The organism is Klenkia soli, assembly GCF_900103975.1.
In the GTDB taxonomy this organism is placed as follows: domain Bacteria; phylum Actinomycetota; class Actinomycetes; order Mycobacteriales; family Geodermatophilaceae; genus Klenkia; species Klenkia soli.
In genome coordinates this window covers 203,971-226,112 of sequence record NZ_FNIR01000009.1, presented here as the reverse complement: position 1 = coordinate 226,112, position 22,142 = coordinate 203,971, and the positions used below count along the sequence as shown (strand labels likewise).

Sequence of the window (22,142 nt, the reverse complement as noted above, 5' to 3'; positions counted from 1 at the left end):
CTTTGCGAGGTCCTGCGTGTCCGCTCTCCTGTTCGGCTCCATCAGCACGATCGCCGACACCTCCGAGCTCCAACGGGAGTCCTTCAACGAGGCGTTCGCCGCCCACGACCTCGACTGGCGCTGGGAGACCGACGAGTACCGCGAGATGCTCCGCGGCAACGGCGGGGCCGACCGGATCGCCGGCTACGCGGCCGACCGCGGCCAGGACGTCGACGCCGCCGCCGTGCACGCGACCAAGTCCGAGCTCTTCCAGCAGAAGCTGGGCCGCGGGGGCCTGACCGCCCGCCCGGGCGTGCTGGAGTCCCTGCGCAGCGCGAAGCAGGCCGGCGGCAAGGTCGCGCTGGTGACGACGACGTCGCCCGAGAACGTCGTGGCCCTCGTGCAGGGTGTCGACGAGCTGAGCCTGTCCGACTTCGACCTGGTCGTGGACAGCTCCGTGGTGTCGACGTCCAAGCCCGACCCGGCCGCCTACGCCTACGCGCTGCAGACCCTCGGCGAGGACGCGGCGGAGGCCGTCGCGGTCGAGGACAACGTCGGCGGGGTGGAGTCCGCCACCGCGGCCGGCGTCACCTGCCTGGCCTTCCCGAACACCAACACCGCCGGGCACGACTTCGGCGCCGCACGGGTCGTGGACCGGCTGGACCCGGCCGACCTGCCGACCGGCCTGCAGGCCTGAGGGGACCCGCCATGACCACCGTCAGCTCCAGCGTCACCCGCACCGACGGGGGCTTCTCCGTCGAGGCCGTGCACCGCACCGAGTACCGCCTGGTGCCGGTCGACGGCGTGTTCGCCCCGCACAACCAGCAGCTGGCCGACTGCTACCGCGAGGCCGGCCGCTGCCTGGCCGTGGTGGACGAGAACGTGCTGGCCCTGCACCGCGAGGCGATGGAGGCCTACTTCGCCGCCGCCGGCGTCGAGCTCACGATCGTCCCGGTGGCCATCGCCGAGACCGACAAGACCATGGACACCCTCGAGCGCCTGGTCGACGTCTTCGGGTCCTACGGCCTGCTGCGCACCGAGGCCCCGCTGGTCGTCGGCGGTGGCCTGGTCACCGACGTCGCCGGGTTCGCCTGCGCGGCCTACAAGCGGTCCACGCCCTACATCCGCATCCCCACCACGCTGATCGGGCTGATCGACGCCAGCGTGTCGATCAAGGTCGCGGTGAACCACGGCAAGGCCAAGAACCGGCTCGGCGCCTACCACGCGTCGTCCACGGTCTTCCTGGACTTCTCCTTCCTGGCCTCGCTCGCCGAGGACCAGGTGCGCAACGGCATGGCCGAGCTGATCAAGATCGCCGTCGTGGCGAACCGCACGGTGTTCGACCTCCTCGACGAGCACGGCGAGGAGCTGCTGCGCACCCGGTTCGGCCACCTCGACGGCAACCCCGAGATCCGCAAGGTCGCCGACCAGGTCACCGACGAGGCCATCGACACGATGCTCCAGCTCGAGGTGCCCAACCTGGCCGAGCTGGACCTCGACCGGGTGATCGCCTACGGCCACACCTGGAGCCCCACCCTCGAGCTCACCCCGGACATCCCGTACTTCCACGGGCACGCCATCTCGGTGGACATGGCCTACTCGGCGACCCTGGCCGCCGAGCGCGGGTACATCACCGTCGCCGACCGGGACCGGATCCACGCCCTGATGAGCCGGCTGGGCCTCACCGTCGACAGCCCGCACCTCACCGCGGACCTGCTGCGCGACTCCACGAGGTCGATCCTGCAGACCCGCGACGGCCTCCTCCGGGCGGCCGCCCCGAAGCCGATCGGCGAGTGCACGTTCATGAACGACGTCGCCGACGACGAGCTGGTGCAGACCCTCGAGCTGCACCGCGAGGTCGCCGCTGCGCTGCCGCGCGGGGGTGCCGGGGTCGACGCGTTCATGGTGCCGCGCACCAGCCCCGTCGTCAGCGAGGTCGTGGCAGGTCCGTGACCCCGGCCGTCGGACTGCGTCCGGTCACGCCGCTGGGGATCCTGGCGGCGCGGCTGGACGCGGTCTGCGCCCGGGCCGACCTGCCGCCCGACGTGGCGGCCGAGCTGGCCGCCGTCCTGGAGCTCGCGGTCGGCTTCGAGCCCTACCTGGAGCAGCACACCTCCCCGGAGTCCCCGGGGCTGGCCGCGCTGGCCGAGCGCACCCGCACCGCACCCTGGAGCGGGACGCTGGAGGCCGAGATGCTGTCCGGGCACGTCGAGGGCCGGTTCCTGGCCTTCCTGGTCGGCATGACCCGCGCCCGCCGGGTGCTGGAGATCGGCATGTTCACCGGCTACGGCGCGCTGGCCATGGCCGAGGCGCTGCCCGCCGACGGCGAGGTCGTGGCCTGCGAGCTCGATCCCGACGTCGCCGCCTTCGCGCGGGGCTGCTTCCCCGCGGGTGCCCGGATCGACGTCCGGGTGGGGCCCGCCGCGGACTCCCTGGCCGCCCTCGCGGCCGAGGGGCAGGTCTTCGACCTGGTGTTCGTCGACGCCGACAAGGCCGGGTACGCCGGCTACCTCGACACCCTGCTCGACTCGGGTCTGCTCGCCGCGGACGGCCTGGTCGCGGTCGACAACACCCTGATGCAGGGCCAGCCGTGGGCCGGCGAGCGCACCGCCAACGGCGAGGCCATCGCCGCGTTCAACACCCGGGTGACCGCCGACCCGCGGGTCGAGCAGGTGCTCGTCCCCCTGCGCGACGGCATCACCCTGGTCCGCCGCACCCCCAGCTGAGGAGAACCCCATGCAGATCCAGCCGCTCGAGCCGCTCGGGGCCGTCGTCGAGGGCGTCGACGTCGGACCGCTGGCCGCCGCCGACGTCGAGGGCCTGCGCGCCGCGCTGGCCGAGCACGGCGTCGTCGTCCTGCCCGACCAGCGCGTCGACGACACCGCCTTCCTGGCCTTCCTGGAGTCGTTCGGCCCGTTGACCTTCACCGCCGGCGAGACCCCGGTCGACGGGTTCCCCGACCTCAACGTGATCAGCAACGTGGGCCGGGCCGACCCGCCGCGCAGCACCTTCCACGTGGACAGCTCCTACCTGTCCACCCCGCCGGCGTACACCGCGCTGCGGGCCGTGCAGATCCCCTCGCAGGGCGGCGAGACGGTGTTCACCTCGCAGTACCGCGCCTGGGAGACCCTGCCCGCCGAGCTGGCCGACCGGGTCCGCGAGCGCAGCATCCGGCACGTGGTCACCGGCATCGACCCGACCCTGCTCACCGCGGACGACGAGACCGAGGCCGAGCACCCCGTGGTCCGCCCGCACCCGCTGACCCACCGGCCGGCGCTGTTCCTGACCACCCCGAAGCGGTGCGCGTCGGTCAGCGGGCTGCCCGACGACGAGGCCGCCGAGCTGGTCGCCCAGCTCTACGCCCACTCGACCACCGGGGAGAACAGCCTGGCCCACGCGTGGTCCCCGGGCGACGTGGTGATGTGGGACAACGCCTGCGTCCTGCACCGCGGCGACCACTCCGTCGTCGTCGGCGACCGGGTGATGCACCGCGGCATGGTCCGCGACCACGGCCCGGCCGCCGCGGACGCCGGGGTGACCTCCTGACCCCGCACCTGGTGGCACCCCCCGCCACGACCACCCGGCCGACCCCGACGCCGTGGCGGTCGGCGGGGGTGCTGGCCGGCCTGGCACTGACCCTGCCGGTGGACCTCGCCGTCACCGCGGCGGCGCTGCTCACCACCCGTCCCCCGCGCCCGGCGCCGGCGGCGCAGCCGCGGACCGTGCTGATCAGCGGCGGGAAGATGACCAAGGCGCTGCAGCTGGCCCGGTCCTTCCACGCCGCCGGGCACCGCGTGGTGCTGGTGGAGAAGGCGACCTACCGGTTCACCGGGCACCGGTTCTCCCGCGCGGTGGCCGCGTTCCACGTCGTGCCCGACCCGCGGGACCCCGGCTACGCGCAGGCGCTGCTGGACGTCGTCCGGGCCGAGGGGGTGGACCTCTACGTGCCGGTCTGCTCGCCGGTGGCCTCGGAGTTCGACGCCGCCGCGGCCGACCTGCTGTCCGGGGAGTGCGAGGTGCTCAGCCTGGACGCCGAGATGGTGCGCACCCTGGACGACAAGCACCGGTTCACCGAGCTGGCCGCGTCGCTGGGCCTCGGGGTCCCCGACACCCACCTGATCACCTCGGCGGACCAGGTGCTCGACCACGACTTCACCGGCGCGACGAAGCCCTACGTGCTCAAGTCGATCGCCTACGACCCGGTGCACCGCCTGGACCTCACGCCGTTGCCGCTGCCCTCCCGCGCGGCCACCGAGCAGTTCCTGGCGGGCAAGCCGATCAGCCCCGAGAACCCCTGGATCCTGCAGGAGTTCGTCACCGGCACGGAGATCTGCACGCACTCCACCGCCCGGGACGGCGTCGTCACCGTGTGGTGCTGCTGCCCGTCGTCGGCGTTCCAGGTCAACTACGCCCAGGTCGAGCGGCCGCGGATCCGCGAGTGGGTGACCACGTTCGTGCGCGAGCTCGGGCTCACCGGGCAGGTCTCGTTCGACTTCCTCGAGGACGCCGAGGGCAACCCGTACGCGATCGAGTGCAATCCGCGCACCCACTCGGCGATCACGATGTTCCACGACCACCCGGCCCACCCGGGCCTGGCCGACGCCTACCTCGGCACGCGGGACACCCCGCTGGAACCGCTGCCCGGCAGCCGCCCCACCTACTGGCTCTACCACGAGCTCTGGCGAGCGCTCAGCGCTCCGCGGACCGCGCGGGAGCGCTGGCGCGTCGTGCGCGCGGGCAAGGAAGCGGTGTTCGACCGCGCCGACCCCCTGCCCTACCTGGTGCTGCACCACGTGCAGATCCCGCTGCTGCTGCTGGCCAGCCTGCGGTCCCGGGGCGCGTGGATGCGGATCGACTTCAACATCGGCAAGCTCGTGCAGCCGGCGGGCGACTGATGACCCGGGTGCTGCACCTGGTCGGTTCGCCGACCAGCGCGTTCATGGACGACCTGTCCCGGCTCTACGCCGCCGACTGCCTGGCCAACGTGGGCACCGCCCACGAGCACCTGGTGGCCCACGTGTCGCCGGACGGCTCGTGGCGGTTCCCCGCGTCGCTGGCCGATCTGGCGGACGCCCCGCCCGTGCCCGTGGGGGAGGCCCTGGCCCGGTTGACCTCCCTCGAGGTCGACGTCGCGCTGCCGCAGATGTTCTGCATCCCGGGCATGACCACCTACCGGTCGCTGCTGGACCTGCTGGGCATCCCGTTCGTCGGCAACCCGTCCGACGTCATGGCGACGGGGGCGCACAAGGCGCGGGCCCGCGCGGTGGTCGCCGCGGCCGGGGTGCGGGTGCCGGCCGGGGAGGTGCTGCCGCCGGGGGCGGAGCCGACGCTGGCGCCGCCCGTCGTCGTGAAGCCCGTCGACGCGGACAACTCCGCCGGGATCTCGCTGGTCCGCGCACCCGAGGAGTTCTCGGCGGCGCTCGCCGCCGCCCGGGCCGAGTCCACGGACGTGCTGGTCGAGGACTTCGTGCCGCTGGGTCGCGAGGTGCGCTGCGGGGTGGTCGTCCGGGACGGCGAGCTGGTGCCGTTGCCGTTGGAGGAGTACGGGTTCGCGGCCGGCCACGAGGTGCGCACCGCCGAGGACAAGATCCGCAGGTCCGACGACGGCCGGCTGGGCCTGATGGCCAAGGACACCCCGACCGTCTGGATCGTGGACCCGGCCGACCCGGTGACGGCCCCGGTCTGGGCGGCGGCCCGCCGCGCCCACGTGGCGCTGGGCTGCCGGGACTACTCGCTCTTCGACTTCCGGGTCGACCCCGACGGCGTCCCGTGGTTCCTCGAGGCGGGCCTGTACAACTCGTTCGCCCGGCAGAGCGTCATCCCCACGATGGCCCGGGCCGCGGGGATCGAGCTGCCCGAGCTGTTCGCCGACGCGGTGCGGGCTGCCCTCGCGCGGTGACCGGAGCGCTCGTAGGGTCTGCCGGTGATCTTCGCGCACCTGGACGGACGCCGGTGAGGCCGTCGCTGCTGGGCGTCTGGACGGCCGAGGAGCTCGAGGTCGCCCTCATCCGCACCGCCTGCGGCGACCCCGGGCTGGAACCCGCGCTCGAGCTGGTGATCGACGAAGGCCCCAGCGTCTTCGCGCTGCTGGCGGCCGGGCTGCTCCGCGTGCAGCCCGACGTCGACGAGCTCGGTGGTGGTCTGTGGGCCGAGATCGAGTGGTCCGACATCGACGACGCCGTCGACCGCGGGGCACTGCGGGCCACCCCCGCCGAGCTCGAGACGCTGCGCGGTGCGGCTGCGCTGGCCGGGCTGTTCCCCGACACCTGAGGGCCGACGAGCGCGGGCGCCGCGTCGCGTGGCGTCCGGTGGTTCGGGATGGGCTGATCCGGAGCCCTGAGGCGCCACTCGACGGTCATGACGGGGTCACGTGCCGCCGCGGAGGGCCTCGACGGGTTCGATGCGGGCGGCGCGGCGGGCCGGCAGTCCGCCGGCGACCAGCCCGAGGACGGCGCCGAGCACCGTGCCGCCGAGGGCCACCCAGGGGTCGACCACCGGCGCCCAGTCGCGCGCCGCGGAGATGACCACGACGGCGGCGACACCCACCGCGGCCCCGATCAGCCCGCCCAGCACGCCGATGACCACGGACTCGGCCACGAACTGCCCGGCGATCTGCCGGGAGGTGGCGCCCACCGCGCGGCGCAGGCCGATCTCGCCGGTGCGTTCGACGACCGACAGCATGGTCACGCTGGCGATGCCGACCCCGCCGGCCAGCAGCACGATCACCGAGAGGATCACGAACACCCCGTTGACGTCGGCCTGCACCGACTGGCCCAGCTGCGACCGCGCCGAGGGCGCCCGCACGTCGAGGCTGCCGGGCTCGTCGGGCGCCAGCGTCAGGGGTGCCTGCTCGCTCAGCTGCGGCCCGGTGCCGACGGCGATGCGGGCCTGCAGGTCACCGGGGGTCGCGAGGCCGACGTCGGCCCGGGCCGTGCCCGTGGGCATGATCACCGCGTCCAGCAGCTCGCCGCGCACGTCGGTGCGGTCGACGATGCCCAGCACGGCGTAGGCGATCCCGTCGACGAAGATCGAGGGCTGGCTGTCCACCCGCTCGACGCCCAGCCGGTCGGCGGCCCGGGCACCCAGCACCACCACCCGGTCCCCGCGGGCGTCGTGGCCGGAGTCGAAGAACCGGCCCGTGGCCAGGTGCCCGCCGACGGCGTCCATCAGCTCGGCCGACGCGGCGTACAGCGCCGGCGGCGCCACCGGGGCCTGCGACGGGTCGTTGACGGGGACGGCGGTGACGGTCGCCTCGGGCAGCGACAGCTCGGCCAGCAGCGCGGCGGACTCCACCCCGGCCAGCCGTTCCACGCGGTCGACGGCGTCCCAGGGCAGCACCCCCGTGGCCACCGTGGATCCGTCGCCCCCGCCGGTGTTCGCCGTCGCCGGGGTGACCACCAGCGCGGTGGCCGCCGAGGCGTCGAACTGCCGGGCGATCTGGCCGGCCGCGGTCTGCGCGAAGCCGATGGTCGCGATGAGCGCGGCCACGCCGAGCACGGTGCCCACGATCGTGGTGACCAGTCGGCCCGGGCGGGAGCCGATGTCGGCGGTGGCCTCGCCCAGCAGGTCGGTGAAGCGGAACCGATCGGCGGCGGGCGTGGGGTCCACCGCCGAGGACGGTCGACGACGGAGCCTCACACCTCCTCCGCGCGGCCGTCGGTGAGCCGGATGCTGCGCCGGGCCCGCCGGGCGACCCCGCCGTCGTGGGTGATGAGCACCAGGGTGAGCCCGTCGGCGTGCAGCTCCTCGAACAACGCCATGATCTCGCCCGTCGTGGTCTGGTCCAGGTTGCCGGTGGGCTCGTCGGCCAGCAGCACCCGCGGCCGGGTGGCCACCGCACGGGCCACGGCGACCCGCTGGCGCTCACCGCCGGAGAGCCGGCCGGGCAGGAACCCCATGCGGTGGCCCAGGCCCACCCGCTCGAGCGCGGCGCGGGCCCGCGGCTCGCGCTCGGCGCGCGGGGTGCCGGCGTAGAGCATCGGCAGCATGACGTTGTCCAGCACCGTGCGCCGGGACATCAGGTGGAAGGCCTGGAAGACGAAGCCCAGCTGACGGGCCCGCAACGCGGCCCGCTCGTCCTCGGTCAGGGCACCGGTGAGCACCCCGCCGAGCCGGTACTCCCCGACGGTGGGGCGGTCGAGCAGCCCCAGCAGGTTGAGCATCGTGGACTTGCCCGAGCCGCTGGGCCCGATGATCGAGACGTAGTCGCCGTCGGGGATGGTCAGGTTGACGCCCTTGAGCGCCTGCACCTCGGGCGGCCCCGGGAACGAGCGGGTGACGTCGCGCAGCTCGACGGCCGGCGGTACCTCCTCGGGTGCCGTGGGCTCGACCGCCGGCGCGGGTGCGGTCATCTGCCGACCACGACGAGGTCGCCCTCGCCGAGGTTGCCGTCGGTCGGCCGGATCTCCACCGCGCCGTCGGCGGCCAGCCCGGTCTCCACGGTGACCAGCCGGGTCTCGGCGCGGTCGCCGTCGCGGGGGTCGCCGTCGACGACCTCGACCCGGGACTCCCCGCCCGGGCCGGCGGTCAGCGCGGCCAGCGGCACCGAGAGGACGTCGCCCTCGGTCGCGCCCACCGGGATGGAGACCCGCACGTTCGTCCCCTGCAGGACCGTGACCTGCTCGGGCGTGAGGTCGGCCGGGCTCAGCTCCACCGTCGAGCGCGCCTCGGCATCGGCCCCGGGGGTGACCGCGGTGATCGTCGCGGTCGCCTCGCCGCCGTCGGGCAGGTCGAAGGTCGCCGTCATGCCGGCGGTGAGCAGGCGGGCGTCGGCCGGCGCCACGGTGCCCGACAGGCCGAGGGTGGCGCCGGAGACCGTCATGGCGGTGCCCTCCAGCACCGCGCCCCGCTTCAGCTCGGTGGCGTCGACCCGGCGGGGGAGCTGCGTGAGGTAGAGGATCTCGCCGGCCGGCAGGGCCGGGAGCGCGTCCTGCTGGGCCACCGCGAGGGCGTCCTGGGCGTCGGAGACCGCGTTCTGGGCGTTGGTCACCGCGGCCTGCTCGGCGGAGGTGTCGGGCGCGGCGTTCAGCTGCTGGCGCTGCAGCTGGGCCAGCGCCAGGGCGTCGCGCAGGTCGCCGATGGTCGCGGCGTCGTCCGGGGAGGTGGCGAGCGCGGCGTCGAGGGCGCGCTGGGCGCTGGACACCGCGTTGTCCGCCGTCCGGACGTCGACGGCCGTGGGGCCGGCCCGCTTGGCCGACAGCTCGGCCTGCGCTGCGGTGAGCCCCTGCTGGGCCGATCGGACCCCCTCCTGGGCGGCGGCGACGCCCTCGGCGGCGCCCTCCTCGCCGGCGGGGGCGGGGTAGCCGGCCTGGGCGTAGAGGGTGACCACGGCATCGGCCGCGGTGCGGTCGAACACGTCGTTCGCCGGGTCGCCGGCGTCGAGCCCGACGGCCCGCATGGCCTCCTTGAACTGCACGACGTCGGGACCCGAGACCCCGAACCGCAGGGTGCGGTAGGCCGGCAGCTCACCGGGCAGGACGACGACCGGGCGGCCGGCCAGCTCCAGGGCCACCGACAGCGGGCCGAGCTCCGCGCCCACCTCGGGCACCTGCCCGGTCACCACCGCCGGGCCGGACAGGCTCGACGTGTCGACGGTGACCTCGACCGGGTCGGCGTAGCCCACCTCGCCGCGGATCGTCACGTCGTTGCTCAGCGGGCCCAGCTCGACCGGGGCGGTGACCAGGCCGGGCTCGGGGGTCTGCGCCGCGGCGTCCTCCGGGGTGAACGCGTAGCGCCCCAGCACCAGGCCGGCGACGAGTGCCACCACGGCCACCGCGGCGGTGATCCACAGCGGTCGGTTGCGCCGGGCCAGGCTCGACCACGCCCCCCATCGCCCGGTGCGACCGGTGGTGGGGGTGTCCTCGGTGGCGGGTTCCTCGGGTCGGGTCACGCTCAGTCCTGCTCGGCGGCAGCGCGCAGCGCTTCCAGCTCGGTCTTGTGGTCGGCCACGAACTGCTCCTCGACCGCGAACTGGATGTCCTCGGCCCGCTGGCGGTAGTCGGTCTCCTCGCGGCAGTCCAGGTCGGCCAGGGCCAGGGTGATCTCCTCCTCGCCCAGGGCGTCCATCGCGGCCTGGTCCGGCTCGCCGGTGCTCATCCCCTCGTCGTCGACCGGGACGGCGTTCCAGAGCTCGTTCTGCGCGTCGTAGATGGAGTTCTGCGCGTCGAACTGGGTGGTGAACCCGGGGTGCCCGGCGGCGTCCATGCAGGCCGCCCACTCGGCGTCCAGCGCGGTCAGCTCCGGGGAGTTCTGGCTGTCCTCGTAGAGGGAGTTGATCTCCTCGAACAACGGCGCGAACTCCTCGGACTGGCTGAGGTCGTCGGCCTCGTAGACCTCCTGCTGCGCGGCGCCGTAGCACCCGGCGTTCGCCGGGTCGTACTCGTAGCTGCCGTCCTCCATCGCGGCCTGCTCCTCCTCGGTCGGCTGCGGGCCGTAGAGGGACTCGTTGAAGGCCTGCTGCTCGGACTCGCTGAGGCTGGCGACGTAGTCGGCGTTGGGGTCGACGTACTCCTGGCCGGGGTCGCTGGACTGCTCGTCGCGGCCCGGGTAGTTGATCGCCCCGTACCCGTACTGGCTCACCCAGTCGCGGTCGTCGGGCTCGTAGACGTTCTCGTCACCGGAGTAGACGACGCCGCCGTTGGTGGTGTTCGGGATGTACTCGAAGCCCTCGTCCTGCATGCACGAGGCGACCATCTCCTCGACGCGTGCGTTCTGGTCGTCGTACTGCGCCTGGAGCTCCTCGTCGGAGAGGTCGCCCCCGTACACGGCGTCCAGGTAGACGCTCAGCGGCGAGGTCCGCTCGGCGGCGTCGGTGTCGTCGTCCGGGGACGAGGAGCACCCCGCCAGGACGACGGCGGTCGCGGCCAGCGCGGTGAGCGCGACGGGGAGACGACGAGTGCGCATGGTGACCCTCTCGAGTGGCGGCTGCTCGAGAACGGTAGGACACTCCCAGGCTTCTCCGAGTCATCCCTGGGTCGGATTCACAGGTTCTCGTATGCGCCCCCGGACCGAGCCCGGCGGTCAGCCCGCGGCGTCGCGGAGCAGGTCGCCGGGGTGCACCAGCCCCGAGCGGAAGGCCAGCACCACGGCCTGCACGCGGTCCCGGCTGCCGGTCTTCGCCAGCACCCGCCCGACGTGGGTCTTCACGGTGGCCTCGCTGACGAACAGCCCGCGGGCGATCTCGGTGTTCGAGGCCCCGTAGGCCATCTGCACCAGCACCTCGGTCTCGCGGGGGGTCAGCTCGGCCAGGGCGGGGTCCGGTCCGCCGGGGGACGCCGGTGCGCCACCGCGCAGCAGCGGTGCCACGTGCTGCAGCAGCCGGCGGGTCGAGCTGGCCGCGATCACCGAGTCGCCGGCGTGCACCGTGCGCAGCGCGGCCAGCATCTCCTCGGGGGCGGCGTCCTTGAGCAGGAAACCGCTGGCCCCGGCCCCGATCGCGGCCACCACGTACTCGTCGAGGTCGAAGGTCGTGAGGACGACGACCCGCGGCGGCTCGGGCAGCGCGGTCACCTGCCGCGTGGCCTCGATGCCGTCGGTGCCCGGCATGCGGATGTCCATGAGGACGACGTCGGCCGGGGTGCGCCGCAGCAGCTGGACCGCCGCCGCGCCGTCACCGGCCTCGCCGACGACCTCGAGGTCGGGCTGGGAGTCGATGACCATGCGGAACCCGGCCCGGACCATCTGCTGGTCGTCCACCAGCACGACACGGATCGTCATCGGCGTCGACGGTAGGGCAGGACGGCGTGGACGCCGAACCCGCCGCCGTGCCGGGGGCCGGTCTCCAGCCGTCCGCCGTGCAGCACAGCCCGCTCGCGCATGCCGATCACGCCCTGGCCGTTGCCGTCCGGCGCCAGCATGGCGGCGGCACCGCGGCCGTCGTCGAGCACCGAGACCTCCAGCGCGTCGGCCCGCCACTGCAGCCGCACCCAGGCCCGGCTGGCCGGGCCGGCGTGCTTGAGCACGTTGGTCAGCGACTCCTGCACGATCCGGTAGGCGGCCAGCTGCGCGCCGCCGGCCATCTCGACGGGCTCGCCCTCGGTCAGCAGGTCGACGTCCAGCCCGCTGCGCCGGACGTCCTCGACCAGGGCCGGGACGGCGGCGACGTCGGGCTGCGGGGCGAACTGCTGCGCGTCCCCCTCGCGCAGCACCCCGAGCAGCGAGCGCATGTCGGCCAACGCCTGCCGGCCGGTGCTCGAGATCTGCTCCAGCGCACCCACGGCGGCCTCCGGGTCCGTGCGCCCGGCGTACCGGCCGCCGTCGGCCTGGGCGATGACCACCGACAGCGAGTGGGCGACGACGTCGTGCATCTCGCGGGCGATCCTGGCCCGCTCGGTGGAGGCGGCCAGCCGCAGTTCCTGGTCGCGTTCGAGCTCCAGCAGCTGTGCTCGTTCCCGCAGCGCCGCCTCGCGCTGCAGGCGCCCGCGACGGACCATGCCCATCGACCAGCTGGCCAGCACGAGGACGCCGATGCCACCGGCCGTGACGACCACCTCGAGCAGCCCGCGGCCGTAGAGGTCGGCGGGTCCGGAGCTGAACGAGTAGCCGCCGAAGTAGCGCAGCGCAGCCAGCCCCGCACCGACGAGGCCGGCCCCGAGCCCGGCCCGCGCGGCCCAGCGCGGGCCGTAGGCGGCCAGCGCGTAGACCATGGCCGGGGCGGCGACGTTGCCGGCCAGGAACTGGTCGCTCAGGAGCAGCTCGGCCAGCCCGGTGACCACGACGACGCCGGCGGCCGGCACCGGTGCCCGCCGGCGCCAGGCCAGCGGGGCCAGCAGGCCGGCGCTCAGCAGCCACTCCGTGGGGCCGTAGCTGGCGGTGGCCCCGAACAGCGCCAGCAGGCCGAGCCCGAGCAGCGCCGCGAGGGCGATGTCGACCTCGAACGGGCGTGCCCGCAGCCGGTCGGCCAACCGGGTCAGCGGCGGGGTGGGCTCCACCGGCACGACGGTAGGCAGTCCACGGGCCGGCGTCGTCGTCCCGGGGGATGAGCCGGGGTCAGCCCCCGGGTGCAGCGGGCTCAGGCCAGGGCGACGGTGATCCCGGCCGGGCTGCTGCTGAACCGCACGTGCCCGAGGTCGGGCGCGTAGCCGTCGGCCTCGAGCTCGCTGTGGTGGTGCGTGTCGCCGACGGCGAGGGTCGCGCAGCCGGCGGCCCGCCCGGCGGCCAGGCCGGCCGGGGCGTCCTCGACCACCAGGCACCGGTGCGGGTCCACCCCGATGCGGTGCGCGGCCAGCAGGAACGGGTCGGGCGAGGGCTTGCCGTTGGCGACGTCGTCCACGCAGACCACCTCGCGCGGCGGGCGCAGGCCCGAGGCGGTCAGCCGGGCACCGAGCAGCGGGCCCGTGCAGGAGGTGACGATCGCGACCCGGTTGGCCGGCAGGGCGCCGAAGGCCTCGACGACACCGGGGAGCACCGCGATGCCCTCGCCGGCGGCGGCCACCTCGAGCTCGTGGATGCGGGCCAGGGCGGACGTGCGCCGGGCCTCGGGCACCAGCTCGGCCACGACCCGCACCGCGGGCAGGCCACCGAGGGCGCCGAGGGCGGCGGGGTCGACGTCGTGCTCGTCGGCCCAGGTGCGCCAGGCGGCGACGGAGCTGCGCATCGAGTCGATGAGCGTGCCGTCCATGTCGAAGAGCACGCCGTCGAAGGTGCGACCGGTCAACGCGTCGAGGTCGAGGAAGGCGCCCGCGGGCGCGGAGATGCGTTGCACGGGATCCATGGTCGCACCACCGATCTGCCGGAGGGCGGCCGCGCGGGGGCGTGGGGGTGGCCGATGGTTGACGAATTGCTGCGGACGATTTCGTTCCGTCTGCGGTCAGGGGACGACGGTGACCGGCCACCGCCCGGCCCGCACCAGCCGGACGGCGATCGAGCCGACCCACCGGTGGCCGGCCTGCTCGGAGGTGCCGACGACCACCGCGTCGGCCAGCATCCGGTCGGCCACCCGGGTGATCTCGACCGCGGGGTCGCCCGCGGCCACCACGTACTCGACCGGGATGCCGATCTGCGCCGCGCCGCGGGCCACCAGCTCCTGCACCTCGTCGGCGATCTCGCCGGCGGCACCCGAGGCGACCGCCGCCGACCCCGGCACCAGCCCGGCCAGCGGGGTGAACGCCGACCGGACGTGCACCACGACCAGGCGGGAGTGCTGCCGGCGGGCCAGCCCGGCGGCGTAGGCGGCCGCCCGCAGCGAGGTCTCGGACCCGTCGACGCCGACCAGCACCACCTTGGGGCCGTCGGTGCCGCGCTCGAACACTCCCTCGACCGTCACCCCCCGATCGTGCACCGGCCCGGTCGCGGCGACCTGCGCGGGCTACTCGACGCCGTCCACGACCGGACCGGTCCGGCTGGTGCCCCACGGCCGGGCCTGCCGGGTCGGGGGGCGGGGCGCCGGCCGGTCGAGCCCGTGGTCGAGGGCGAGCCGGACCAGGGTCGGCGGGTCCCACCGGGGGTCGTCGGTCGGGCACACCGGTTCAGGCAGCGGCCACATCGTCGTCCTCCTGGATCGTGCGGGCGGAGACCAGCAGGTCGGCGAGGGCGTGCCGGAGGGCCAGCCCCAGCCGGTCGGCGGGGACGTGCACCTCGTCCCGCGGCGTCAGCGGCAGGCCGGGACCCCCGTGCGGGATCCGGTCGAGGTCGGCGAGGTCGCGCTCGACCCGGTCGACCTCGGCCGCGAGCTCGACCCGCGTCGGCCGCCCGTGCACCGAGACCCGGGCGTGCACCCGGGTGGAGTCGGCGTCCTCGGGCTGGACGAGCAGGAGCAGCGACCGGACGGTGCCGTCGACCAGCTCCTCGCGGCGCAGCAGCTGGAACGGCGCCGCCACCTCGACCGACACCCGCCGGGCGCCGTCGTCCCACCGGCCGGTGAACCCGCCGCGGGCCAGCACCACCTCGGGCACGACCGGCGCCCCGCCCCCGCGGTTGGGGTCGAGGACGGCGTCCAGCAGGGCGGCGGCCGGCGTGCGGGTGCGCCGCGGGGGCAGCCAGGCCGACCGCCCGGCCGGTTCGTCGGCCGGGACGTCCAGCCCGCGGGGCTGCTCGGGGGCCAGCCAGACGACGCCGGAGACCTCGCGCACGCCCCAGGGCGCGGGTCCGGCGGTCACCGCACCGGCCCGCCGCTCGAGCGTCCAGGTGCGCCCGAGCAACCGGACGGCGAGCCAGCCGCCGTCCACGAGCTGGTCGGTCGTGGCGACCGGGTGCCAGGCGTGCGCGAGGGCGGGCTCCAGGCCGGTGAGCACCGGGCCGGCCGGCGCGGGCAGGTCGGGCACCGGTTCGGCCGTCGTCGCCGGGGAGGCCCGCGGCGGGCGGTGGTGCAGCGTGCGCTCGGGGGCGATCCAGACCCAGCCGTCGCGCTCCTCGACCGCCCACGGCGCGGACAGGTCCGCCCGGGGAGGCGGGACGGCGTCGGCGCCCAGCGCCGGGACGGCGGTGCACCGGCCGTCGGCGAGGAACCGCCAGCCGTGCCCGGCGCACTCGAGGGCGCCGTCCACGACCCGCGCCGAGGTCAGCGGCACCAGCCGGTGCGGGCAGCGCGGGGACAGCGCGGTGACCTCGCCGCCGGGCCGGAGCCGGACGACGACCCACGGCCGGTCGCCGGCGCCCACCTGCAGGGGGGTGCCACCGACGTCGCCGGAGCGGGCGACCGGGAACCAGCCGGAACCACCGGGGGACGGAGTCCGCGAGAGGGCCATGACCCATGGAACCGCCCGCGCGTTCCCGCCGTGTTGCCCCGGCGTGACGTCTTCGGGCGGTCCCGGGCCCGGGTCTCAGAGCGGGACGGGCCGGCGGGCGGCGGCCTCGGCGGCGTCCAGGTCACCGCCGGCGGCCAGGACCTCCCGGCTGGCCGGCACCCCGCGGACGTCGATCACCGAGCCCGCGCCGGTGCGCAGCGGCAGCGCCATCTCCTCGTCGTCCCCGGGGGCCACGTCGCCGGCCTTCGGCGCGGCCCGCAGCGCCACCGCGAGTGCGCCGACCAGGACGACGAGCACCAGGGTGACCAGCACGGCCGAGACCGGGTGCGGCAGCGCCGTGGTGAGCCAGTAGCCGACCGCGGCGACGATCCCCGCGGCGGGCATGGTGACCACCCAGGCGATGGTCAGCCGGCCGAACACCGACCAGTGCACGGTGGCCCCGCGGTTGGTCCCCCCCACGCCGGTGATCGCCCCGGCCACGGTGTGCGTGGTCGACACCGGGGCACCCAGGGCGGTCGAGCCGAAGATGGCCACCGCGGCCGCCGTCTCGGCGGCGAACCCGCTGACCGGCCGCAGCTGGGTGATGCTCGAGCCCATGGTGCGGACGATCCGCCAGCCGCCGGACAGCGTGCCCGCGGCGATCGCGGCGTAGGCGACGAGCACCACCCACAGCGGGATGGGCAGCTTCCCGTCGGCGCCGGCCTGCAGGTACCCGGTGCTGACCAGCAGCGCGGCGATCACCCCCATCGTCTTCTGCGCGTCGTTGCCGCCGTGGGCCAGCGACACCGCCGCCGAGGAGGCCAGCTGCAGGATCCGGAAACGCTTCTCGGTGGTGGGGACGTCGGCCCGGCGCAGCGCCAGCCGCAGCAGGGTCATGGCCAGCCCGCCCAGCAGCAGCCCGGCCACCGGCGAGACCACGATGAACAGCGCGGTCTTCTCCACGCTCTCGCCCTTGATCGCGGCCAGCCCACCCGCGGCGAGCCCGGCGCCGACGAGGCCGCCGACCAGGGCGTGCGAGCTGGACGTCGGCAGGCCCAGGTGCCAGGAGGTGAAGTTCCAGACGATCGCCCCCAGCAGGGCGGCGAACACGACGGCCGGCCCGAAGAACTCGGTCTGCACCGTGGAGCCCACGGTGTTGGCCACCGCCGTGCCCACGAAGAAGAACGCGACGCAGTTCCAGCCCGCGGCCCAGGCCACCGCCCAGCGGGGCTTCAGCACCCGGGTGGCGACGACGGTGGCGATCGAGTTCGCCGCGTCGTGGAACCCGTTGGTGTAGTCGAAGAGCAGGGCGAGGGCGATCAGCCCGACGAGCGTCCACAGCGCGAGGTCCACGGCGCGAGCGTGGGCCGGGTGGTTGCCCGGCGCACCTACGCGCGGGTGAAGCGCAGATGAACGGCACCCTCTAGTGTCGGCGATCACACAGCGGATCCACAGTGAGGTGTCTCCCCGTGACCGAACCCGAACGCCGCCTGCTCACCCCCGAGGAGTACCGGCAGGCCCAGGACTCCCCGGAGTTCACCGAGCTCCGGCGCCGCTTCCGGCGGTTCGCCGTCCCGATGACCGTGGCCTTCCTGGCCTGGTACCTGCTGTACGTGCTGCTCTCGACCTATGCGGTCGACCTGATGAGCACCCACGTGTTCGGGGACGTGAACCTCGGCATCGTGCTCGGGCTCGGCCAGTTCGTGACGACGTTCCTCATCACCCAGCTCTACGTCGCGTACTCCTCCCGGCAGACCGACCCGGTCGCCGACGAGATGCGCGAGCGGCTCGAGGCCCACGAGTACCGGTCGGAGGGCCAGCAGTGACCATCGGCAACCCGGTCATCAACATCTCGATCTTCGGCGTCTTCGTCCTGATCACCCTGGTCATCACCTTCCGGGCCAGCCGCACCAACGCCAGCGCCGCCGACTTCTACGCCGCCGGCCGGAACATCTCGGGCACCCAGAACGGGCTGGCCATCGCCGGTGACTACCTCTCGGCGGCCTCGTTCCTGGGCATCGCCGGCGCCATCGCCGTCTACGGCTACGACGGCTTCCTCTACTCGATCGGCTTCCTGGTCGCCTGGCTGGTGGCCCTGCTGCTGGTCGCCGAGCTGCTGCGCAACACCGCCCGGTTCACCATGGCCGACGTCCTGGCCTTCCGGATGCGGCAGGGCCCGGTGCGCACCGCGGCGGCGCTCTCGACGCTCGCGGTCTCGCTGTTCTACCTGCTGGCCCAGATGGCCGGCGCCGGCGGGCTGGTCACCCTGCTGCTGGGCATCAGCGGCGCCGGGGCGCAGGCCGCCACGGTCGTGGTCGTCGGCGCGCTGATGATCTTCTACGTGCTGGTCGGCGGCATGCGCGGCACCACCTACGTGCAGCTGATCAAGGCGACGCTGCTCATCGCCGGCGCGTTCGTGATGACGGTCTGGGTGCTGGGGAAGTACGGGTTCAACCTGTCCTCGCTGCTCGGCGGGGCCGCCGACACCGCGGCCCAGCAGGCCACCCCGCGCGACGTGCTCTCCCCGATGGGCCAGTACGGCGCGACCGGCACCTCGAAGCTGGACTTCGTCTCGCTCGGGCTCGCGCTCGTGCTGGGGACGGCGGGGCTGCCGCACGTGCTCATGCGCTTCTACACCGTGCCCACGGCGAAGGACGCCCGGAAGTCCGTGGTCTGGGCGATCTGGTTGATCGGGTTCTTCTACCTGTTCAGCCTGGTCATCGGCTACGGCGCCGGTGCCCTGGTGGGGGCCGACGAGATCCTGGCCGCTCCCGGCGCGGTGAACTCCGCGGCCCCGCTGCTGGCCTTCGAGCTGGGCGGCACCGTGCTGCTGGGCATCATCGCCGGGGTCGCGTTCGCCACCATCCTGGCCGTGGTCGCCGGGCTGACGATCACCGCGTCGGCGTCCTTCGCGCACGACATCTACAACTCGGTGGTCAAGAAGGGGTCGGCCACCGGCAAGCAGGAGGTGCGGGTCGCCCGGATCACCTCGGTGGTCATCGGCGCGGTCGCGATCGGGCTGGGCATCCTGGCGCTGCAGGCCGGGCTCAACATCGCCTTCCTGGTGGCGCTGGCCTTCGCCGTCGCCGCCTCGGCGAACCTGCCGACGATCCTCTACACGCTGTTCTGGAAGCGGTTCACCACCCAGGGCGCGCTGTGGTCGATCTACGGCGGGCTGATCTCCTGCCTGGTCCTGATCGTCTTCTCCCCGGTCGTCTCGGGTGCGCCGGTCAACCCGGTCACCGGGGTCTCGCCGTCGCTGATCCAGGGCGACGGGTTCTCCTGGTTCCCGCTGAACAACCCGGGCCTGGTCTCGATCCCGCTGGCCTTCTTCCTGGGCTGGCTCGGGACGATGCTGTCGAAGGAGAAGCCGGACGTGGACAAGTACGCCGAGCTGGAGGTGCGCTCCCTCACCGGCATCGGCGCCGAGAAAGCCGTCCCCCACTAGCGCCGGGCGACGTCAGCGGGGAGTGGGGGCGAGGTCGGCGGCGGTGTCGTCGTAGAGGTCGGCCATGGCCTGGCGGAGCTTGTACTTGAGCACCTTGCCGCCCACGGTCTCGGGCAGCGCGTCGCTGAACAGCACGGCCTTCGGCGTCTCGAAGCCGGCCAGCCGCTCGCGGCACCAGTCGACCAGCTCGCGCTCGGTGACCGTCGCCCCCGGCGCCCGGACGACGACCGCCGTCACCGCCTCGCCCCACCGGTCGTGCCGCAGCCCGACGACGGCGGCCTTCGTGACCTGCGGGTGCTCGTGCAGCAGCGCCTCGACCCGCAGGCTCGAGACGTTCTCGCCGCCGCTCTTGATGATGTCCTTGTACCGGTCGACCATGATCCGCAGGCCGTCCTCGTCGACCACGCAGCTGTCGCCCGAGTGGAACCAGCCGTACCGGAAGGCCTCCTCGGTGGCGGCCCGGTCCCGGTAGTAGCCGGCGGTCACGGCGGGGGAGCGGTACACCGCCTCGCCGGGGACGCCGGGCTGCTCCATGAGCGAGCTGCCGTCGACGTCCATCACGATCGAGGACAGCAGCGGGTTGGGGATGCCCACGTAGTTCAGCGACGTCCCGGCCGCGGCCACCTTGGCCTCCTCGGTGGCCGGCCAGAACCGGTGGCAGCTGATCGCCTCGGTCTGCCCGAAGATGCCCATCAGCGTCAGGTCGTCGCCGCAGCTGGCCCGCAGCGAGGACCGGACGCCGGCCTCGACGGCGCCCCACCCGTAGACGACGACCCGCAGCGGGCTGCGCGGACCGTCGCCGACCTCGGCGGCCAGCGCAGCGGCGAAGGCCTTCACCAGCTGCGGCGAGCCGCCCCAGATGCAGGTGCCCGACTCCTGCTGCACCGCCGCGGCCATCTCGGCCGGGACCGGACGCCGCCCGAGCACCAGCCGACCGCCCGAGAGGAACGCCGACAGCGACAGGCACTGGTCGGCGACGTGGTAGATCACCGGCAGGAAGGCCACCTGCACCAGGTCGGCCTCGACGGCCAGCCCGCGGGTCATCGACAGGGCGAACGAGTACGCCCCGAAGTGCGCGTAGTGGTGCGAGAGCATCACGCCCTTGGGCAGCGCCGTCGTCCCCGAGGTGAAGAGGATCTCCCAGATGTCGTCGCCGTGGACGGTGGCCCCGGCGTCCTCGGTCGTCTGCGCGGCGACGAAGTCGGCGAAGGCCACGGAGCCCTCGACCGGTCCGCCCCCGATCGGGATGGTCACGTCCACCCGCAGACCCTGGTCGGCGAAGGCCGGCCGCACGTGCTCCCACAGCTCGGCGTCGACGACGGCGAACCGGGGCTGCGCGAGCTCGACCAGCTGCGCCACGACGTCCGGCGCCAGCGACGGGTTGAGCGGCACAGACACCAGCCCGGCCCGGGCCGCCCCGAGCTTGGTCAGGTAGGCCTCGACCGAGTTCTCGCAGACCAGCAGCACCCGGTCGCCGCGCTGCAGCCCGGCGGCGAGCAGCCCGTTGGCCACCCGCTCGACCACCGCGGCCGCCTCGCGGTAGGTGAGCCGTTCGAACGCCGGGTCGCCGAAGGCGCCGGCCCAGCCGGTGATCGCCACCCGGTCGGGCCGGCTGTACGTCAACCGCTCGAGGACGTCGCCGACGCTGGTGCGGTTCCAGCGGTCGTCCGCCCGGCGGTCGTACAGGCTCTCGACGTCGATGGCCACGGTGCGCTCCTCGGTCCCGCGCCGGCGTCGTCGCTCGGCGTCGTCCGGAGTGAACCGTCGACCACTGCACCCTCCGCCGTCAAGACCTGCGCGTGAGCGGTGCCACAGCAAGCCCTGGTTGTTCGCCGACCGGGGCGCTATGGTCGGGCCGTAGTGAACGACCGATCACACTGGAGTGCGTCATGGAGTTCGCCGAGAAGCCGGAGCTGCAGGCCCTGCGCGAGACCGTGGGGCAGATCGCCGCCCGCTACGGCAGCGCCTACTACGTGGAGCGCGCGGCGAAGCACGAGCCGCTGACCGAGCTGTGGGCGGACCTGGCCAAGGCCGGGTTCATCGGGATCAACGTGCCCGAGGAGTACGGCGGCGGGGGCGGCGGGCTGGTCGAGCTGGCCATCGTCTGCGAGGAGATCGCCGCGCAGGGCTGCCCGATGCTGCTGCTCCTGGTGTCGGCCGCCATCTCGGCCGAGGTGATCACCCGGTTCGGCGACGACGAGCAGAAGCAGCGCTGGCTGCCCGGCCTGGCCGACGGCACGAGCAAGGTGGTCTTCGCGATCACCGAGCCCGGCGCCGGCTCCAACAGCCACCAGCTCGCCACCAGCGCCCGCCGCGACGGCGACGACTGGCTGATCTCCGGCACGAAGTACTACATCTCCGGCGTCGACGAGGCGCAGGCGCTCATGGTCGTGGCCCGCACCGGCACCGACGAGGTGAGCGGCAAGGCCCAGATGTCGCTGTTCCTGGTGCCCACCGACGCCCCCGGCCTGGTCGCCCAGCCGCTGCCGGTCGACGCGATGCTGCCCGAGCGCCAGTTCACGCTGTTCTTCGACGACGTCCGGGTCGGGCCCGAGATGGTCGTCGGCGAGGTGGGCGCCGGGTTCGCCCAGGTGTTCCACGGGCTCAACCCCGAGCGCATCACCGGCGCGGCGCTGTGCGTCGGCATCGCCCGGTACGCGCTGGGCAAGGCAGCCGAGTACGCCAACCAGCGCACCGTGTGGAAGGCGCCGATCGGTGCCCACCAGGGCGTCTCGCACCCCCTGGCCAAGGCCGCGATCGAGACCGAGCTGGCCGCGCTGATGACCCGCAAGGCCGCCTGGGCGCACGACTCCGGGGTGCCCGCGGGGGAGGCCTCGAACATGGCCAAGTACGCCGCGGCCGAGGCGGCGCTCGGTGCCGTCGACGCCGCGATCCAGACCCACGGCGGCAACGGGCTGTCCACCGAGTACGGCCTGGTGCCCTACTGGGGGCTGGCCCGGCTGCTGCGGATCGCCCCGGTGAACCGGGAGATGGTCCTCAACTTCGTCGCCCAGCACACCCTGGGCCTGCCCCGCTCGTACTGAGGAGACCGG

At 74.2% G+C, this 22,142-nt stretch carries 22 protein-coding genes; 10 read left to right on the top strand and 12 right to left on the bottom strand.

From position 1 onward, the window contains the following. The first annotated feature begins 16 nt into the window (after positions 1 to 16). The 7 genes from BLS67_RS15420 to BLS67_RS15390 are packed head-to-tail and all read left to right on the top strand — an operon-like array spanning position 17 to position 6,249. On the top strand, positions 17 to 676 hold the full coding sequence (locus BLS67_RS15420; protein ID WP_091246759.1) for an HAD family hydrolase: 660 nt from the start codon (positions 17 to 19) through the stop codon (positions 674 to 676). 11 nt (positions 677 to 687) lie between these two features. Beyond that, positions 688 to 1,932, top strand: coding sequence for a sedoheptulose 7-phosphate cyclase (locus tag BLS67_RS15415; RefSeq protein ID WP_091246757.1), 1,245 nt, complete (start codon positions 688 to 690; stop codon positions 1,930 to 1,932). Further along, a complete protein-coding gene (locus tag BLS67_RS15410) occupies positions 1,929 to 2,705 on the top strand; it encodes an O-methyltransferase (protein ID WP_207500640.1) in 777 nt (258 codons plus the stop codon). Before BLS67_RS15415 ends, BLS67_RS15410 begins: the two co-directional genes overlap by 4 nt. Before the next feature lie 10 nt (positions 2,706 to 2,715). Next, positions 2,716 to 3,525 (top strand): TauD/TfdA dioxygenase family protein, encoded by an 810-nt coding sequence (locus tag BLS67_RS15405; RefSeq protein ID WP_091246755.1) that lies wholly within the window; start codon positions 2,716 to 2,718, stop codon positions 3,523 to 3,525. Between the two features lie 11 nt (positions 3,526 to 3,536). Beyond that, entirely contained in the window at positions 3,537 to 4,874 is a 1,338-nt protein-coding gene (locus tag BLS67_RS15400) for an ATP-grasp domain-containing protein (RefSeq protein ID WP_091246754.1), read from the top strand. Continuing rightward, positions 4,874 to 5,878, top strand: a complete 1,005-nt coding sequence (locus BLS67_RS15395) for a D-alanine--D-alanine ligase family protein (protein ID WP_091246752.1) — start codon at positions 4,874 to 4,876, stop codon at positions 5,876 to 5,878. The genes BLS67_RS15400 and BLS67_RS15395 overlap by 1 nt, the downstream gene beginning before the upstream one ends. Before the next feature lie 53 nt (positions 5,879 to 5,931). Beyond that, positions 5,932 to 6,249 (top strand): hypothetical protein, encoded by a 318-nt coding sequence (locus BLS67_RS15390; protein ID WP_091246751.1) that lies wholly within the window; start codon positions 5,932 to 5,934, stop codon positions 6,247 to 6,249. 96 nt (positions 6,250 to 6,345) lie between these two features. On the opposite strand, the gene BLS67_RS15385 is transcribed toward BLS67_RS15390, so the two are convergent. The 11 genes from BLS67_RS15385 to BLS67_RS15340 form a co-directional block, all read right to left on the bottom strand. After that, a complete protein-coding gene (locus BLS67_RS15385; RefSeq protein ID WP_207500639.1) occupies positions 6,346 to 7,587 on the bottom strand; it encodes an ABC transporter permease in 1,242 nt (413 codons plus the stop codon). A 26-nt stretch (positions 7,588 to 7,613) separates the two neighbouring features. Further along, positions 7,614 to 8,330: an ABC transporter ATP-binding protein gene (locus tag BLS67_RS15380; RefSeq protein ID WP_091246748.1), complete on the bottom strand. Its 717-nt coding sequence runs from the start codon at positions 8,328 to 8,330 to the stop codon at positions 7,614 to 7,616. Continuing rightward, the gene (locus BLS67_RS24770) at positions 8,327 to 9,868 is read right to left on the bottom strand and encodes an efflux RND transporter periplasmic adaptor subunit (protein ID WP_207500638.1); all 1,542 of its coding nucleotides are present in this window, start codon (positions 9,866 to 9,868) and stop codon (positions 8,327 to 8,329) included. Before BLS67_RS24770 ends, BLS67_RS15380 begins: the two co-directional genes overlap by 4 nt. A 2-nt stretch (positions 9,869 to 9,870) precedes the next feature. Continuing rightward, positions 9,871 to 10,881 (bottom strand): hypothetical protein, encoded by a 1,011-nt coding sequence (locus BLS67_RS15370; protein WP_091246746.1) that lies wholly within the window; start codon positions 10,879 to 10,881, stop codon positions 9,871 to 9,873. Between the two features lie 117 nt (positions 10,882 to 10,998). Continuing rightward, complete coding sequence (locus BLS67_RS15365) at positions 10,999 to 11,694, bottom strand: response regulator (RefSeq protein WP_091246745.1); 696 nt, start codon at positions 11,692 to 11,694, stop codon at positions 10,999 to 11,001. Beyond that, positions 11,691 to 12,908 carry a sensor histidine kinase gene (locus BLS67_RS15360; RefSeq protein WP_242654118.1) on the bottom strand — a complete coding sequence of 406 codons (1,218 nt, stop codon included), beginning with the start codon at positions 12,906 to 12,908 and terminating at the stop codon, positions 11,691 to 11,693. Before BLS67_RS15360 ends, BLS67_RS15365 begins: the two co-directional genes overlap by 4 nt. Positions 12,909 to 12,988: 80 nt before the next feature. Further along, positions 12,989 to 13,681 carry an HAD-IA family hydrolase gene (locus tag BLS67_RS15355; RefSeq protein ID WP_242654117.1) on the bottom strand — a complete coding sequence of 231 codons (693 nt, stop codon included), beginning with the start codon at positions 13,679 to 13,681 and terminating at the stop codon, positions 12,989 to 12,991. A 105-nt stretch (positions 13,682 to 13,786) separates the two neighbouring features. Further along, positions 13,787 to 14,242: a universal stress protein gene (locus BLS67_RS15350; protein ID WP_091246742.1), complete on the bottom strand. Its 456-nt coding sequence runs from the start codon at positions 14,240 to 14,242 to the stop codon at positions 13,787 to 13,789. A gap of 42 nt (positions 14,243 to 14,284) precedes the next feature. Continuing rightward, the gene (locus tag BLS67_RS23855; RefSeq protein ID WP_165617610.1) at positions 14,285 to 14,461 is read right to left on the bottom strand and encodes a hypothetical protein; all 177 of its coding nucleotides are present in this window, start codon (positions 14,459 to 14,461) and stop codon (positions 14,285 to 14,287) included. Further along, on the bottom strand, positions 14,445 to 15,662 hold the full coding sequence (locus BLS67_RS15345; RefSeq protein ID WP_091246740.1) for a Rieske 2Fe-2S domain-containing protein: 1,218 nt from the start codon (positions 15,660 to 15,662) through the stop codon (positions 14,445 to 14,447). The genes BLS67_RS23855 and BLS67_RS15345 overlap by 17 nt, the downstream gene beginning before the upstream one ends. Positions 15,663 to 15,737: 75 nt before the next feature. Further along, positions 15,738 to 16,994 carry an inorganic phosphate transporter gene (locus BLS67_RS15340; protein WP_091246738.1) on the bottom strand — a complete coding sequence of 419 codons (1,257 nt, stop codon included), beginning with the start codon at positions 16,992 to 16,994 and terminating at the stop codon, positions 15,738 to 15,740. Between the two features lie 116 nt (positions 16,995 to 17,110). Between BLS67_RS15340 and BLS67_RS15335 the strand changes: the two genes are divergently transcribed. Together BLS67_RS15335 and BLS67_RS15330 are read left to right on the top strand one after the other, a co-directional pair. Then, positions 17,111 to 17,467, top strand: coding sequence for a DUF485 domain-containing protein (locus BLS67_RS15335; RefSeq protein ID WP_091246736.1), 357 nt, complete (start codon positions 17,111 to 17,113; stop codon positions 17,465 to 17,467). After that, the gene (locus BLS67_RS15330; RefSeq protein ID WP_091246734.1) at positions 17,464 to 19,089 is read left to right on the top strand and encodes a solute symporter family protein; all 1,626 of its coding nucleotides are present in this window, start codon (positions 17,464 to 17,466) and stop codon (positions 19,087 to 19,089) included. The genes BLS67_RS15335 and BLS67_RS15330 overlap by 4 nt, the downstream gene beginning before the upstream one ends. A gap of 12 nt (positions 19,090 to 19,101) precedes the next feature. On the opposite strand, the gene BLS67_RS15325 is transcribed toward BLS67_RS15330, so the two are convergent. Further along, a complete protein-coding gene (locus tag BLS67_RS15325) occupies positions 19,102 to 20,796 on the bottom strand; it encodes a class I adenylate-forming enzyme family protein (protein ID WP_091246732.1) in 1,695 nt (564 codons plus the stop codon). 182 nt (positions 20,797 to 20,978) lie between these two features. Here BLS67_RS15325 and BLS67_RS15320 point away from each other — a divergent pair, with 182 nt between their 5' ends. Further along, on the top strand, positions 20,979 to 22,133 hold the full coding sequence (locus BLS67_RS15320) for an acyl-CoA dehydrogenase family protein (RefSeq protein ID WP_091246730.1): 1,155 nt from the start codon (positions 20,979 to 20,981) through the stop codon (positions 22,131 to 22,133). Positions 22,134 to 22,142 lie beyond the last annotated feature (9 nt).

Excerpts from the sequence above, each read along its gene's own strand:
- BLS67_RS15415 (WP_091246757.1), top strand. The coding sequence starts at position 688 with ATGACCACCGTCAGCTCCAGCGTCACCCGCACCGACGGGGGCTTCTCC.
- BLS67_RS15405 (WP_091246755.1), top strand. The coding sequence starts at position 2,716 with ATGCAGATCCAGCCGCTCGAGCCGCTCGGGGCCGTCGTCGAGGGCGTC.
- BLS67_RS15395 (WP_091246752.1), top strand. The coding sequence starts at position 4,874 with ATGACCCGGGTGCTGCACCTGGTCGGTTCGCCGACCAGCGCGTTCATG.
- BLS67_RS15380 (WP_091246748.1), bottom strand. The coding sequence starts at position 8,330 with ATGACCGCACCCGCGCCGGCGGTCGAGCCCACGGCACCCGAGGAGGTA.
- BLS67_RS15370 (WP_091246746.1), bottom strand. The coding sequence starts at position 10,881 with ATGCGCACTCGTCGTCTCCCCGTCGCGCTCACCGCGCTGGCCGCGACC.
- BLS67_RS15365 (WP_091246745.1), bottom strand. The coding sequence starts at position 11,694 with ATGACGATCCGTGTCGTGCTGGTGGACGACCAGCAGATGGTCCGGGCC.
- BLS67_RS23855 (WP_165617610.1), bottom strand. The coding sequence starts at position 14,461 with ATGTGGCCGCTGCCTGAACCGGTGTGCCCGACCGACGACCCCCGGTGG.
- BLS67_RS15345 (WP_091246740.1), bottom strand. The coding sequence starts at position 15,662 with ATGGCCCTCTCGCGGACTCCGTCCCCCGGTGGTTCCGGCTGGTTCCCG.
- BLS67_RS15320 (WP_091246730.1), top strand. The coding sequence starts at position 20,979 with ATGGAGTTCGCCGAGAAGCCGGAGCTGCAGGCCCTGCGCGAGACCGTG.